This window comes from Microcoleus sp. D3_18_C2, assembly GCF_036702395.1.
Lineage (GTDB): Bacteria > Cyanobacteriota > Cyanobacteriia > Cyanobacteriales > Microcoleaceae > Microcoleus.
This window is the reverse complement of sequence record NZ_JAUBTG010000033.1, coordinates 1-14,266: the sequence shown is the minus strand read 5'-3', so window position 1 is coordinate 14,266 and position 14,266 is coordinate 1. Positions and strand designations below refer to the sequence as shown.

The 14,266-nt window shown below is 44.1% G+C and carries 14 protein-coding genes; 7 read left to right on the top strand and 7 right to left on the bottom strand.

Annotated elements, in window-relative coordinates; all coding sequences use genetic code 11:
• Positions 1–207: 207 nt before the first annotated feature.
• Positions 208–594 carry a hypothetical protein gene (locus QUA88_RS18955; protein WP_333053620.1) on the bottom strand — a complete coding sequence of 129 codons (387 nt, stop codon included), beginning with the start codon at positions 592–594 and terminating at the stop codon, positions 208–210.
• Between the two features lie 172 nt (positions 595–766).
• Between QUA88_RS18955 and rppA the strand changes: the two genes are divergently transcribed.
• The 6 genes from rppA (at position 767) to QUA88_RS18925 (ending at position 8,206) form a co-directional block, all read left to right on the top strand.
• Positions 767–1,453, top strand: coding sequence for a two-component system response regulator RppA (gene rppA / locus QUA88_RS18950; RefSeq protein WP_333273145.1), 687 nt, complete (start codon positions 767–769; stop codon positions 1,451–1,453).
• Between the two features lie 9 nt (positions 1,454–1,462).
• Positions 1,463–2,743 carry a HAMP domain-containing sensor histidine kinase gene (locus QUA88_RS18945; protein ID WP_333273142.1) on the top strand — a complete coding sequence of 427 codons (1,281 nt, stop codon included), beginning with the start codon at positions 1,463–1,465 and terminating at the stop codon, positions 2,741–2,743.
• Positions 2,744–2,903: 160 nt separating this feature from the next.
• Positions 2,904–4,172 carry a transposase gene (locus QUA88_RS18940; protein ID WP_333208877.1) on the top strand — a complete coding sequence of 423 codons (1,269 nt, stop codon included), beginning with the start codon at positions 2,904–2,906 and terminating at the stop codon, positions 4,170–4,172.
• 36 nt (positions 4,173–4,208) lie between these two features.
• A complete protein-coding gene (locus tag QUA88_RS18935; protein WP_333234244.1) occupies positions 4,209–4,766 on the top strand; it encodes a DUF3124 domain-containing protein in 558 nt (185 codons plus the stop codon).
• 383 nt (positions 4,767–5,149) lie between these two features.
• The gene (locus QUA88_RS18930; RefSeq protein ID WP_333208873.1) at positions 5,150–6,109 is read left to right on the top strand and encodes an aldo/keto reductase; all 960 of its coding nucleotides are present in this window, start codon (positions 5,150–5,152) and stop codon (positions 6,107–6,109) included.
• Between the two features lie 225 nt (positions 6,110–6,334).
• Positions 6,335–8,206, top strand: a complete 1,872-nt coding sequence (locus QUA88_RS18925) for a serine/threonine-protein kinase (RefSeq protein ID WP_333273139.1) — start codon at positions 6,335–6,337, stop codon at positions 8,204–8,206.
• Positions 8,207–8,337: 131 nt separating this feature from the next.
• Here the strand turns inward: QUA88_RS18925 and QUA88_RS18920 are convergent, their stop codons facing one another.
• Together QUA88_RS18920 and QUA88_RS18915 are read right to left on the bottom strand one after the other, a co-directional pair.
• Positions 8,338–8,979: a Uma2 family endonuclease gene (locus QUA88_RS18920; protein WP_333053626.1), complete on the bottom strand. Its 642-nt coding sequence runs from the start codon at positions 8,977–8,979 to the stop codon at positions 8,338–8,340.
• Positions 8,980–9,033: 54 nt separating this feature from the next.
• Entirely contained in the window at positions 9,034–9,543 is a 510-nt protein-coding gene (locus QUA88_RS18915) for a hypothetical protein (protein WP_333053627.1), read from the bottom strand.
• A 191-nt stretch (positions 9,544–9,734) separates the two neighbouring features.
• On the opposite strand from QUA88_RS18915, the gene QUA88_RS18910 reads away from it, so the two are divergent.
• Positions 9,735–10,085 carry a hypothetical protein gene (locus QUA88_RS18910; RefSeq protein ID WP_333053628.1) on the top strand — a complete coding sequence of 117 codons (351 nt, stop codon included), beginning with the start codon at positions 9,735–9,737 and terminating at the stop codon, positions 10,083–10,085.
• A gap of 1 nt (position 10,086) precedes the next feature.
• Here the strand turns inward: QUA88_RS18910 and QUA88_RS18905 are convergent, their stop codons facing one another.
• The 4 genes from QUA88_RS18905 to QUA88_RS18890 all read right to left on the bottom strand — a co-directional run bounded on the left by QUA88_RS18905 (position 10,087) and on the right by QUA88_RS18890 (position 13,757).
• The gene (locus QUA88_RS18905) at positions 10,087–10,215 is read right to left on the bottom strand and encodes a hypothetical protein (protein WP_333053629.1); all 129 of its coding nucleotides are present in this window, start codon (positions 10,213–10,215) and stop codon (positions 10,087–10,089) included.
• Positions 10,216–10,225: 10 nt separating this feature from the next.
• Positions 10,226–11,161, bottom strand: a complete 936-nt coding sequence (locus QUA88_RS18900; RefSeq protein ID WP_333053630.1) for a branched-chain amino acid ABC transporter permease — start codon at positions 11,159–11,161, stop codon at positions 10,226–10,228.
• 223 nt (positions 11,162–11,384) lie between these two features.
• Positions 11,385–12,335: a branched-chain amino acid ABC transporter permease gene (locus QUA88_RS18895; RefSeq protein WP_333053637.1), complete on the bottom strand. Its 951-nt coding sequence runs from the start codon at positions 12,333–12,335 to the stop codon at positions 11,385–11,387.
• A gap of 162 nt (positions 12,336–12,497) precedes the next feature.
• Positions 12,498–13,757 carry an ABC transporter substrate-binding protein gene (locus tag QUA88_RS18890; RefSeq protein WP_333273135.1) on the bottom strand — a complete coding sequence of 420 codons (1,260 nt, stop codon included), beginning with the start codon at positions 13,755–13,757 and terminating at the stop codon, positions 12,498–12,500.
• Between the last annotated feature and the right edge of the window lie 509 nt (positions 13,758–14,266).

Below are 14,266 nucleotides of genomic sequence, written 5' to 3'. Positions count from 1 at the left end.
ATTGCGCGATCGCAGCGAGGAAACCTATGGATTTAATAACCTTATTTGACTAGACCTCTTGCAAAAATAAATAGGACGGGCAAGATGCCCATCCCACAAAAAAAAATAACTCTTGTGGGATGGGCCGGATAGCCCGTCCCATCAATTGATGAAAAGGATTTTTGCAAGAGGTCTACTGGATACGATCGCAATATTGAAACACTAAACTTATTCAACAATTTCGTAACGGACTAACTGGCGAACATTTTGACGTGATAACTGGAGTTCTTGCGCGATCGCTGCCTCTATCTGGGTTGCGTCAGTCATTGGCAATTCTAATTCCAATCGCTTCAAAATGGGTTCTGCTGTTTCTACCGCAACCTGGGTGGTTCCTTGTTTTCGGTTAATCACCGCGTTGATCAGCAATATATTGACAGACACCGTTGCTTTAAGCTGGGTATCTGCCTGAAGTTTATTCTTTACTATCTGGGGTTGTTGTAATTCTTGAGCCATTAGGAAACTAGAGCAAACCCAAAACGCGATCGCCACAAACGGCAATGGCAACCAAAACTCTGCGCCTGATGCTTTTAGCCAACGTTTAGTAACCTGCCACATAAATTTTTTACCCCACCCCAACCCTCCCCTTATCAAGGGGAGGGAGTAAGAAATTCACCAATGATTTAGGATTGCTATATTTGCACTTTAGTGGAGTTAGCGGTCTCCTGAAATCCTACTCAAGGACGATGCGTCAAATGTTTCAGTTCGATAGGCCCAATTAAAGAAAAATATGAGAATCTTACTTGTGGAGGATGACCCAAAGCAACTGATGCCACTTCAAACAGTGCTGTCTCAAGCAGGACATAGCGTGGATGGGGTAAAAGATGGACAGACGGCACAGTGGCTGTTATCAGAAAAAGAATATGATTTGTTGATTTTGGACTGGATGTTGCCACATATCAGTGGGGTAAATCTCTGTCGTCAATATCGATCGGCAGGGAAAACAGCGCCGATTTTGATGATCACCGCAAGAGACACCACGCCGGAAAAAGTGACCGGGTTAGACGCAGGTGCAGATGATTACCTGGTGAAACCGATCGACTTGGTTGAATTCATGGCACGAGTGCGGGCCTTAAGACGGCGATCGCCCCTTTGGCAAGGAGATACGCTCAGCCTTGAGGATCTGCACCTCCACCTCGATACTCTTACTGTTGAGCGACAAGGTGCAACCGTTTCCCTCTCCAGTCGCGAGTTTCAGTTGTTGGAGTATTTTATGCGTCATCCCCGGCAAGTTTTGACTCGGAATCAGATTGAACAAGGTGTGTGGGAATGGGGGACTGAACCAGAGAGCAATGCGATCACTGTTCTAATTCGCAAACTCCGCCAACGCTTGCAGGCTGTAGGATCGGCAGACTGGATTGAGAGCATTTACGGTATGGGTTATCGCCTCACTTCCCCTGAAAAGTCACGATCGTAAAGGCAAGCTGTGTTTAATCAAAGTCGTCGCAATCTGGCTCGTTGGTTCACCCTCTCAATGGGAAGCATTCTTGTGCTGTTTGCAGGGGTGATCTATCAGATTGAGGTGAAAGATAAACTAGAGGCGCTCGATCGACTGCTCTATGACAAGACTAGAGTCATGGCTGCCAGCGTACATTATGAAGTTCGCAAAAACCAGAGCCAGGTCGATCTGAGTCATGTCTCCTTGTTAGGCAGTGGTTCCCATCCCCTTGCTGAAGATCTGATTTACGTGCGCTGGTATAACGCACAAGGGCGGCTAGTTCGTTTTTTTGGGAATTCTCCTGCCGATCGGTTAAATACGCCCTTTGGTTATCTCACAGTTCGATCGACCGATCCACTTTTGGGAAAAGGAATCTGGCTGCGTCAGGTGACATTACCCGTTGAAGGTAGAACTGGGATACTCGGTTATCTTCAGGTTGCAACTCCCCTGACAGAAACTCAAAACAGGCTCACTGAGCTTCAGATTGTGCTAACTCTCGCTGTCCCGCTGACACTGGGCTTAATTGCCCTCACAGGTTGGTTTCTCAGTGGGCTGGCCATGCAACCGATTCGGCAAGCCTATCAGCAGCTTCAGCGCTTTACAGCCGATGCCTCTCACGAGTTGCGATCGCCCCTGTCTGCCATTCTCACTAATGCCCAGCTTGGGTTGCTGATCGCGGCTGATGATACACGTTACCATCCTCCCTTAGAAAACATTGTAGATAGCGCAAAATCCATGGGAGCCTTGGTGAATAATTTACTGCTGTTGGCTCGTCATCAGGGGCGACTTGCGCCGGAATCGCTCAAGTTAATCAATCTCAACGAGTTGCTGAGCAATTTAGCAACCCAGTTTCTCGCACTTGCAGAAGTCCAAAATATCAAACTAACCTGCGAATCACCGGCACAACGGATTGAATTATTGGCCGATCCTGATTTGCTGCGGCAAGTAGTCGAAAACTTGCTTTACAATGCCTGTAAATATACTCCTGTTGGCGGAACTGTAAAGATACGCTTAGTTCTTCATTCCCATTTGGCAGTCATTCAGATCATCGATACGGGAATCGGTATTCCAGAAGTGGACTTACCCTATATTTTCGATCGCTTCTATCGAGTAGACACCGATCGCTCGCAGGATAGTGGAGGCTTTGGGCTGGGGTTGGCGATCGTCGAACAAATTGTCAAGGCACACAGCGGACAAATACAGGTGACGAGTGAAGTGGGCAAAGGCTCAACTTTCCAGGTTGAACTGCCGCTCAAACCTTATCACTAAGCCGCCTCAAACGAGAGAGAAGGTGCACTCTGCTTTAGACGTAACTGCAATGTATTGTAAAACTTCATTGAGTTTATAAGCAATTATAAACAATAATGGTATTCTATTGTTGTGAGTGTTGAACAAGGAATACGCATCGCCCAAAAAACGCAAGTCTCAAATGCAACTAACAGAGAGGCACATCATTAAATCAACGTCACACCGTTTCGCCCAAATAGACGAACTAGCTTTCAAGTCCAAAAACCTCTACAATGCCGCCAATTACGTCATTCGTCAGAGCTTTATTTATGGATGGGGTTATGTCAGTTATAACGAAATGAACCGATTGATGAGGTCTCACGAAGCATATAAGGCTTTGCCTGCTAAAGTAAGTCAGCAAATCTTGATGGTGCTAGACAAGAATTGGAAATCGTTTTTTGAAGCCGTTAAAGCTTACAAAGCTGACTCTTCAAAATTAACGGGTAGCCCAAAATTGCCAAAGTACAAAGATAAGACTAAAGGGCGTAACCTTCTCGTTTACACGATTCAATCAATTAGCAGCAAACAGTTGAAGAAAGGAATCATTAAACTTTCCGGCACTGAACTTTCAATTAAAACCCAACTCAATCCCAACCAGATTTGTCAAGTTAGACTGGTTCCGAAATGTGATTCCTATGTAATTGAGGTGATTTATGATGAAGCGGAGTCCAGCCTTGGCAATGCCAACTCTGTAGCTAGTATTGATTTAGGATTGGACAATTTAGTGGCGTTAACTTCAAATCAACCGGGATTTATCCCTTTGTTGATCAACGGGCGACCATTAAAATCGATTAACCAGTTCTACAACAAACGCAAATCCCGATTACAATCCCAGTTAAAAGGGAATCGTCAAACCTCACCCAGAATTCAGCGATCAACTCGCTGTCGAAATCAGAAAGTTGATAATTACTTGCATCATGCTAGTCGTGTGATTGTTGACGATTTGGTAGTGAACCAAATTGGAACGCTGGTAATCGGCAAAAATGCACAGTGGAAAACCGATATCAATCTCGGTAAACAAACCAACCAAAATTTTGTCAGTATTCCTCACTCTCGATTAATTGAAATGTTGGAGTACAAAGCTCGCTTGGCGGGAATCACAGTAATTGTGCAGGAAGAATCCTACACATCCCGCTCCAGTTTTTTAGGTTTAGACCCAATTCCTGTTTATGGAAAAACCGAAAAAGAGCCTGTGTTTACTGGTAAGCGGGTTAAGCGGGGTTTGTACAAAACATCGACTGGTCAATTAATTAATTCTGATATCAACGCTTCGTACAACATCCTCAGAAAAGCAATCCCAAATGCCTTCAGCGATGGGATAGGGAGCTGCGTAGTTCAGCCGAGGCGGGTCAATCCGCTCAAAGTAAAAGCGAAGGGGGAGGGACTTGAAGCCTCCCATGTCTATAAATGACTATACTTTTGCCAGCTATGTGGTGTATTTGGATGAATGGCGATGAAGTTGAAACATGATTTCTGGATTGGTTGGGCGCTAGGGGCGATCGTCCTGAGCTCTTGCTGGGACCAAACTACCTCACCAAGACAACAACCCGATATAAAACGTGAAATTTCACTGAAAGCAGTCCCGTTAGATAAAACAAAAGTTGTGATGGGACAAACCGTATATGTCCCTATTTACTCACATATTTATCACTACAATAGCAAGGATCAAGTCATGAATTTGTCAGCCACCCTCAGTATCCGCAATACGGATCTGACAAATTCGATTATTATTACTTCGGTGCGTTACTACGATAGCGATGGGAAATTGATTAGGCACGACATTAAGAGTCCAGTAGAACTCAAGCCCCTTGCTTCCACAGACTTTTTTATTGCAGCAGATGATACAAGTGGAGGCTCAGGTGCAAACTTTATTGTGGAGTGGGTTGCAGAAAAAACGGTTTACGATCCTGTCATTGAAGCTGTCATGATTAGTACCTCATCTTCTCAGGGTATTTCATTTATCAGTCCCGCTAAAGTTCTCAAGCAACACAAGATGCAGAAGTGATTTTAGAGGATTAAATTATTGCTTTATAAGGTAGGTTTAGACTCTTATAATGGGAGCATCTCATATTTGTAAAAACACTTATTCTGGTTTCTTCCTTCTTCATTCTGACTTGTTTCCTACTGGATCCTGACTCCTAATTCCAATTTCTAGCTTAGGAATGAGAATTAAATAACTTCCACAATAATAATTAAAATTGTAAGTTATTTAATTCGCGATCCTTAGCTGCACAAGCGAGATGATCCCATTTTTAATTTTTAACTTTGTATATCACTATTTATTGCAAAATAAAACGATAGCATTAATGTGGAGACTACCGAACTGTTTTCTGTTAAGATTACAGAGCTTGAGGGTGAATACTAAAAATATAAATGAGGACTTAGGGTATGCAAAAGCGACAATTGGGGACATCACAAATTCAGATTACCCCGATAATTATGGGGACTTGGCAAGCTGGGAAGCGGATGTGGGTGGGAATTGAGGATGCTGAAACTGTCAAAGCAATGCGCGCGGCTTTTGAGGCAGGTATTACCACCTTTGATACGGCTGAGGTTTACGGAGAAGGGCATTCGGAACAAATTATCGGTCAAGCACTTTCAGATGTGCGATGGCAAGTAGTTTATGCTAGCAAAGTTTTCGCCAACCACCTGAAACCCGATTTGTTAATCGAAGCGTGCGATCGATCCCTAAAAAACCTCAACACCGATTATATCGACCTTTACCAAATCCACTGGCCCGCTGGCAGTTGGAATTCCGAGTTAGTGCCAATTGCAGAAACAATGGACGCCCTGAATAAGTTAAAAGAACAGGGAAAAATTCGGGCGATCGGCGTTTCCAACTTCTCCCGCGCCCAAATAGAAGAAGCCGCCCAATACGGACGCATCGACAGCCTGCAACCGCCCTATTCTCTGTTTTGGCGCTGGGTAGAAAAAGATGTTATGTCCTATTGTGTTGACAATCATATCTCAATTATTGCTTATTCATCTCTAGCTCAAGGAATATTGACAGGTAAATTCGGGCCAGAACACAAGTTTGAAGAAGGCGACCACCGCGCCAAAAATAAGCTGTTCATCAAAGAAAATTACGACCGAGTGCAAACAGCATTAAATCAACTCAGGCCAATTGCCGATCGCCACCAGACAAGCTTGGGCAACTTAGCTTTAGCTTGGTTGATTTCCCAGCCACAAACAAATGCAATTGTCGGCGCGCGCGACGGGGAACAAGCAGCCGAAAATGCTAAAGCTGCTGAGGTAAAATTGAGTGAAGAGGAATTAAAAGAAATTGACGCGATCGGGCGAACAGTCACCGATCGTTTAGACGACAACCCCGTCATGTGGAATTTCTAAAACAGAACTGACGCAACTGGCATATATAGTAAGGTACCCCGGAACTCACGCCCAGATCACCATTCTCGCTTAACGGGCTAGAAGCCCATTCCACAAAGAGTGAATTTCTTGTGGAATGGGCTTCTAGCCCGTTCCTAAAAAGCTAATGAGGTATAATATCTACTGCGCTGTGGAAATATTCAAAAAGTTAAAATCAACAATCAAAAATCCGCAATCTAAAATCGAATGAGTTACTGCTTAAATCCCAACTGTTCCCAGCCACAAAACCCTCCCGCAGCCAAAATTTGCCGAAATTGCCGTTCAAAACTGCTGCTGCGCGATCGCTACCGGGCTATAAAGGCGATCGGACAAGGCGGTTTTGGCAGAACCTTTCTCGCCGTTGACGAAGACAAACCCTCAAAACCCCGCTGCGTCATCAAACAATTTTTACCCGCAGAAACCCAACTCATCCCATCAGCAAGCAATCGCAACAGCAAAAAAGCAGCCGAACTTTTTGAACAAGAAGCAATGCGATTAGACGAATTGGGCAAACACCCTCAAATTCCCGAACTATTAGCCTATTCTATCCAAGACAGCAGACAATATGTAGTCCAAGAATTTATCGACGGGCAAAATTTAGCACAAATTGTAGAAACAGAAGGCAGATTTACAGAAAATCAAATTCAAGACTTACTCAATAGCCTATTACCCGTCCTTCACTTCATCCATTCCCACAACGTTATTCACCGAGACATCAAACCCGGAAACATCATTCGCCGCGCCGACAAACAATTAGTCTTAGTAGACTTTGGCGCTGCCAAAATTGCTACAGGTACAGCATTACTCAAAACAGGAACCAGCATCGGCAGCCCCGAATACATCGCCCCCGAACAAGCTAGAGGCAAAGCATTTTTTACCAGCGATTTGTACAGTTTAGGCGTAACTTGTTTGTACTTGCTAACTCAAGTTTCCCCTTTTGACCTGTTTGATCCTGGTGAAGATTCCTGGATATGGCGACAGTATTTGGCTAACAACCCCGTGAGTGAACAACTCGGAAAAATTTTAGACAAAATGATTGCCAATGCTACCAACCGCCGCTATCAAACGGCTGTTGAAGTATTAAAAGAAATTAATCCCCAAGTTGCGATCGATCTAGCAATTCCTAAAACAAGTTCCAAGTTAGTTAAACCAGGAAAAACTCCCGCCCAGCCCCAACAGCAAACCTATAGCTGGCAATGTATTCACACCCTAACAGGCCACAAAAACTTAATTTACTCTGTGGCTTTCAGCCCCAACGGAGAAGTTGTAGCCAGCGGCAGCGATGACAAAACAATCAAGCTGTGGGGAGTTGAAGACGGGCAAGAAATTGTCACCCTCACAGGACACGCTAACTCAGTTTATACAGTAGCTTTCAGCCCTGACGGAAAGATGCTAGCCAGCAGCAGCCACGACAAAACTGTCAAACTTTGGCGGATGAAAGATGGGCAAGAAATTCGCACGTTTGTGGGTCACACTAACTCAGTTTACAGCGCAGCTTTCAGTCCCGATGGCGAAATTATTGCTAGCAGCAGTTGGGACAAAACAATCAAGATTTGGCGCGTCAAAGACGGGCAAGAAATTCGCACCCTTGCGGGTCACACCAACTTAGTTTATTTGGTTGCTTTTAGCCCGGATGGCGAAACTATTGCTAGTTGCAGTTGGGACAGAACCGTCAAAATTTGGCGAGTTAAAGATGGGAAGCTAATTCGCACACTTACAGGTCATACAGACTCCGTTCGCTGCATAGCTTTTAGTCCAAATGGAGAGTTTTTGGCTAGCGGTAGCCATGACAATACTATTAAAATTTGGTGGGTCAAAGATTGGCAAGAAGTTTTAACTATCACAGGACATTCTTGGTATGTTGATTCTATTGCTTTTAGTCCCGATGGCGAGATTCTGGCTAGCAGCAGCAATCAAACTATTAAAATTTGGCGAGTGAAAGACGGTCAAGAAATTTGTAATATTGCGGGTCACAATAACTCTGTCTATTCGGTTAATTTTAGCCCAGAAGGAGAGTTTATGGCTAGCGGCAGTAGTGACAAAAGTATTAAGATTTGGCAGAATACCATGTTTGTTTAATTACCCGCAATCAAAATTGTTTGTAGTCGGTGGGCGGGGGCAGGTTTATGATAATTGTGGGTTTTAGGCGATTATTGTTGGTGAACCTGCCCCTACAGGAATTATGGTCAATTCACCGGACACGATATGATTCAACCGTTCTCCCTTTCAATTTTTTGCCGCAACTCCCGAATGACTGTACTTGTAGGGCGATCGCGCGACATTTGCCAGCATTCCTCGACAATTTCTGATACATTAAAATTGGGAAAATAACGGCTAACTGAATTTTCGACATATCGATCGTTTTGCAAGTCGTAAATTCTGAGCTTATTTTTCTTAAACAGCCACACTTCAGGCACTTGATAAGGCAAGTAATCATCTAAATCCGTGTAGCTAGTTACGTCTACTTCGATTACTAGATCCGGCGGCGGTTCAACACCCCAAGCAATCCGATCTTTACCAATAATTGTCGCACAACTATCGATATAAAAACAATAATCTGGTTCAATTCCTCTTACCTCCGGCAAATCCATCGTAATTGGTGTAAAAGCTTCATAATCTCGCCCCAAGTAATCTAGGAAAACCATTGCCACCATTGCAATAATATGAGATTGTTTTCCGTGTACTGGTAAAGGGGACATTAATAAAATCTCTCCTGGTCGATATTTGATGCGCGGAATTGAACGATCGCCCAATTGTGCTACAAGTGATTGGTAATCCTGCCAGTTTGCGGGAAATTTTATAAGTGTTCCTGGGGGCAAATGAATTTTTTCTGGCGTGACAACTGCAAACATAAAACTTATACCTCCTGACTGAGGATGTGTGTTTTAAACAACTAAAAGCTATTATCAATCTATCTGCTTCACCACCTCCCAGGCCAACCCTAGCACCTCTGCAATTTGCTCATCCTTCAATCCCAACTGTCGTAATTTACCAACCATTTCAATTTTAACTTGATTCGTGCCATCCTGGTAGTCGGGAGTCGGAGGCTGACTTTTATCTGGGGTAGGAGTGGGTAGTTCTGAGCAGCCATTGATATAATTAATTGTATTGCTATCACCAAAATTAGTAGTGTTGCGATCGCCAAAATTTATATTCAGATTTAATTTCCGTTCTAGAACAGATTCCAGATTCCCTTTATCAACTGGTTCATCAAAAGCATTAGATAGCATTTGCAAAAGCTCGTAACCTACATCCTTAGCATGACCCGCCGTACACCCGTAAGTATCTGCAATATCAGAATACTTTTGTCGATTGAGTATTCCCTTGATAATTTTACGCTGCAAGTCATTTAGATGTTTGCCTGTCTTCGCACTGAGCACTTTATCTACAAATTGCAAGATATGGGCAGTGTCCATCAGTAGGGGGGTCGGAGAACTATAGTTAGTATACCCGACTTTATCCGTCTTTATCCGTCTTTATCCGCCTTGCATAGCGATTTTAGAAAGACCCGTCTTTTTCCGTCTTTTTTCGCTTTGCAGTTTTGAGCGATCGGTTTAAGATACGGAAGAGCAAAAAAGCAGCTTCGTTAGAAGATTGGAGACATATCATGAGCTTCGTGTACAGAGACATAACTGGGACTGGTACGGAAAGTGGGCAGTACGAGGTCTTGGTTAATGGAAGTGAAGTAGGCATTATTATTCGACAAGGCAGTTCGTGGCTAGTAGCTAAACCTAATAGTAATAACTACGAGAGTCAAACATTCCTCAACAAACAAGAGGCTGCCCAACATCTAGCAGACTTGGCTGAACTTAGTCGGGTCGAAGATGAAACTATTATGATTTATAAGGCACAAGAAGAAAATGAAATTGATAGGATTTATGTGGAACGAGAAGGAGTAGCTCATATGGAATGGTTGCTCTCCGAATTTGGAGAAGATGTATTTCCCGATCGTGATTAATTCATTGGCTGATTTTCAGTTTTCTGGCGATCGCACTTGCTTTTTTTACTGATAGGCGATCGCCCCTTACTTTTCTTATGGATAGGCGATCGATAAGGAGTGGGGATGCGATCGCACCTTTCTTTACCAAAAATCTAATTTTAAACAGAAGTACGATCGCCCTTCCTCCACCTCTTCAACAACTCCGGCGTCACCAACCCTTGCGGAAAAAATATCGTCCCCAAAACAATCAGCAATCCAAAAATAATTAACCGCCCATCCCGCAGAAATTGCGCCAACCAAATCGGCAATCCCTGAATAGTCGCCATCCCCCTCAAAACCTCCGGTAAAGCAGTAAACACCATCCCACCCAAAACTGCTCCCAGAAACGTTCTGCTACCACCAATCAACACAGAAGTCAAGTAAATAATACTAGCATCAAAAGTCCCTTGACGCGCGTTCCAAGTATTCAAAAAATGGGCACTAACTGCACCCACAACCCCAGCTAAAACAGCACCTAACGTGAAAGCCAAAACCTTATAAAAAGTTGGGTTAATGCCGATCGCATCAGCCGCCAACTCATCAGCCCGAATCGCCGCAAAAGCCCGCCCCACCCGAATCCGTTCCAGCCGATAGACAATCGCCATACTTACCAACAGCAAAGGTAGTACAATCCACAAATACTCGATCGGCGTCCCAAACGGTTGCGGAATCCCAAAAATGCCCACAGCCCCGCCAGTGATATCCAGATTCAGCGATAAAACCCGCAAAATTTCCACAAAAGCAATAGTTGCGATCGCCAAATAAATCCCACTCAACCGCAGCGCCGGAATTCCCACCAAAATCCCCAGCAACCCCGAAACAACCCCTGCAATTATCATCTCCACCAACAGCAATGGTAGAGGAAACAAACCCCCTGTCGGCTTAAACACCGTCGTAGACAAAATCGCCGCAATATACCCACCCAACGCATAAAAACCAGGGCTAGCCAAAGACAACTGTCCAGTCATTAAAGGCAAATATAGCGACATTCCCAACATTGCACCCAACAACATCGAGACAATCAAAAACCCGTAAGTAGTAAAAAATGCAGCCATGATTTTATTTTAAATAATAAAAATACTTAAATACCAACTTCATCTCAAATCCAGTCCCCTCATAATAATTCATTTCTCTCTTCTCTTTCTCTGCGTTCTCTGCGTCCTCTGCGGTTAAATCATTCCGATATAATTAGTTTCTTTAGGGGGCAATCCCCCGTGGCCGTTGGTGCGTGCGAAGCGTCGAACCATCGCCCCAATTTTAATCACCTAATTATCTCTTTTACACCTTTTGAATCAAACGCCGACCAAACAAACCCTGCGGTCTAACCAATAGCATAATAAACAATATGGCAAAAGCAACAGCATCCTTATAAGCCGAAAAATCTCCCGGCACAAAAGCCTCCACCAAACCAATGATAAACCCACCCAAAACTGCCCCAGGAATACTCCCCAACCCACCCAGCACAATCACCGCCAAACCCTTCAAACCAAAAGCAATACCAAAATACGGCCCAGCAATACTCACACTCGAACCCACCAAACTTCCCGCCAAACCAGCCAGAAAACTGCTCACAAAAAACGTCAAAACAATGTATCTATCAGTATCAATACCCAACAGACTAGAAGTAGTAGCATCTTCAGCCACAGCCTGCATTGCTTTGCCAAATTTAGTAAAATTTATTAAGTAAGTTAAGACAGCCACAATCGCAACTGATACCGCAAAAATTACTATTTGAACAGTCCGAATCGGAATTGGTTTATCCGCCGTCCCAAAGTTAATGGCAGCGGGCAAATAGCCGTAAGTGTTAGCAGGAAAAGTGTAAATTTCCGCCCCTACAAGATATTGGATAAGATTGGCGATCGCAACTGCCACACCCAAACTAGAAACCACCGTCAGCAGAGGATCAGAGAGTCGGCGGCGCAAAGGTAAAAAAGCAATTCGTTCAACAATTACTCCTACCAAACCAGCCATGACACTTCCCAAAATTAACGCCACAGCAAAAGGCAACTGCAGGGGAATTCGAGCATTAGCCCACAACCCATTAAAACCGAAAGTACCTCCCATCAGCGCATAGGTGAAATAAGCACCCAAAGTAAATACTGCACCGTGAGCAAAATTAATAATTCCCAGAATAGAAAACACCAGCGTGTATCCCAAGGCAAAAATAGCATACACGCTGCCGATCGACAAACCATTCAAAAATTGTTGCAAAAACAGAGTTAAGTCCATCACCAGTTAGAGATTCGGCATCAACATTAAATCATTCAAAAACAAACAGCATACAATTTTTACTCTGATTTCTGACTTCCCCCCAAAGGGGCAGCGGGGTTGACCTCAGACTCACACTCAATAACTCATCCGTGTATCCGTGTCAGAATCCGTGTCATGCCTTCATTTCAAAAACTCAAACTTACCATTATTGCCATCCGCCTCCATCTTAATCTGTGCCACATAAAACTCTTTCTGATTAATCTCACCTTCAGGCGTAAAAGAAATTTCCCCCAAAGGCGTATCGTACTTGCCACCCAACAACTGCTGATTCAAATTTGTACGCAACTCTGCCAATGGCTTTTCGCTAACCTTAGACTTAGCATTAATTGCCTTTAATGACTCAACAAAAACTTGTACACCAGTAAAAGCTTGAGCGCTAAACTGAGGCGGTTCTTTCTTGAATTGAGCGCGATAAGCATCACGAAAAGCCTTATTAATCTCATTCTGATATTCCGGGCTGTAGGCTTGGGCAATCAAAACCCCATCGCAAAGAGCCTTGCAAACAGGAAATACATTAGAAGTATTCAGACCGTTGCCCCCAATGATAACGCCTTTGTAACCCAACTCCCGCAATTGCTTAATTAAATTGCCTCCATCCGCGGCCAACCCAGAAATAATGATTAAATCCGGCTTGACATTTATCCCATTAGTGGCTTGAGATTGGAAATCTGTATCAGTAGTCAAGAATTTTTGGACTGTTGCCAATTCCAGTCCCATATCTTTAACCGTTGTCTGAAAAGTTTCAGTCTCAGATTTGCTAAAAGCATCATTCTGAGCAAAAAACACGGCTACTTTCTTAATATTGGGATTTTGCTTGAGGGCGGCTTTAACTGCATTTGGTGCTACCACGGCCACAGGCGCAGAGACTCGGGCCACATAATCGCCAATCTGGGGAATGCCTTTAGCCGTGTTGGAGGGGCCGAGTACGGGAACTTTTGCTCGATCGGCGATCGGAGCGGCACTAAAAGCTTGCTGTGACAGAGTTGGGCCCACAATACCAACCACCTGATCCTGATTGATCAGAGTATTGAAAGCATTGATCGTCCCTTGTTCGTCTCCACCGGTATCTTGGAACACCAGTCTAATCGGCGTCCCATCCACACCGCCCTTATCGTTGAAATACTTCTCAGCAATTTTCGCGCCAGCCACCTGTTCCTGACCCAGTAAAGCCACATTGCTAGTTTGCGCCACCCCAATACCTATAGATATAGTGTTGGAACTCCCCCCAGGCGAACCCTCTGGGGAAGCACCGGGAGATGGCGAAGTCGCCGGAGATACTGTAGTAGAGGTTTGGGGAGTGTTCGTCTGACTGCAAGAAGCCAGCAGCAGTGAAGCGCAGGTAATGAATAAGCCACTAGGGCGGGCTGTAGGTTTTTTCATAAGCGGGCGATCGAACATCTATATATAAAACAGCTACACGTAGAGATATTCTACCCATGCGCGGTAGATACTCCCCTCAAAAGTCCAATCTTGCCCAAAAAAAAGACCCCTTCCCGGAAAAAGGAGTCAGCCAGCGGAGGCAGGATCGGAAATCAGTAGCTCAAACCCTTGGTGTGTATAGTTTCCAAAAAAAGTCAAAAATATTTTCACAAAACGCTTGACAACTCTGGGGAGAGTTGATACATTAATAAAGCGCCAGAAGGGAAGCGGTTCAAACAACCGCGAACTAAAGGTAAAAAACTGAACCTAGAAAAAAGAATAGTTTGAAAGCTTAAAGCAATATTAACCTCGTCAAAAAATTAAGATTGAGAGTAAAGGCATCGCTGATACTCAATATCGCAAACAACGAGAAAAAAGTCAAGGGAAAAAAAGCCAGCCTTTGTGCTGAGTAGAAAGAACTTGACCTAAGCCAAAAAAAACAATCCAACACGGAGAGTTTGATCCTGGCT

Coding starts and splice junctions, on each gene's coding strand:
- QUA88_RS18895 (WP_333053637.1), bottom strand. CDS start 12,335: ATGGACTTAACTCTGTTTTTGCAACAATTTTTGAATGGTTTGTCGATC.
- QUA88_RS18910 (WP_333053628.1), top strand. CDS start 9,735: ATGAGCTTCGTGTACAGAGACATAACTGGGACTGGTACGGAAAGTGGG.
- QUA88_RS18890 (WP_333273135.1), bottom strand. CDS start 13,757: ATGAAAAAACCTACAGCCCGCCCTAGTGGCTTATTCATTACCTGCGCT.
- QUA88_RS18935 (WP_333234244.1), top strand. CDS start 4,209: ATGGCGATGAAGTTGAAACATGATTTCTGGATTGGTTGGGCGCTAGGG.
- QUA88_RS18955 (WP_333053620.1), bottom strand. CDS start 594: ATGTGGCAGGTTACTAAACGTTGGCTAAAAGCATCAGGCGCAGAGTTT.
- QUA88_RS18925 (WP_333273139.1), top strand. CDS start 6,335: ATGAGTTACTGCTTAAATCCCAACTGTTCCCAGCCACAAAACCCTCCC.
- QUA88_RS18930 (WP_333208873.1), top strand. CDS start 5,150: ATGCAAAAGCGACAATTGGGGACATCACAAATTCAGATTACCCCGATA.
- QUA88_RS18900 (WP_333053630.1), bottom strand. CDS start 11,161: ATGGCTGCATTTTTTACTACTTACGGGTTTTTGATTGTCTCGATGTTG.
- QUA88_RS18915 (WP_333053627.1), bottom strand. CDS start 9,543: ATGGACACTGCCCATATCTTGCAATTTGTAGATAAAGTGCTCAGTGCG.
- rppA (WP_333273145.1), top strand. CDS start 767: ATGAGAATCTTACTTGTGGAGGATGACCCAAAGCAACTGATGCCACTT.
- QUA88_RS18940 (WP_333208877.1), top strand. CDS start 2,904: ATGCAACTAACAGAGAGGCACATCATTAAATCAACGTCACACCGTTTC.
- QUA88_RS18920 (WP_333053626.1), bottom strand. CDS start 8,979: ATGTTTGCAGTTGTCACGCCAGAAAAAATTCATTTGCCCCCAGGAACA.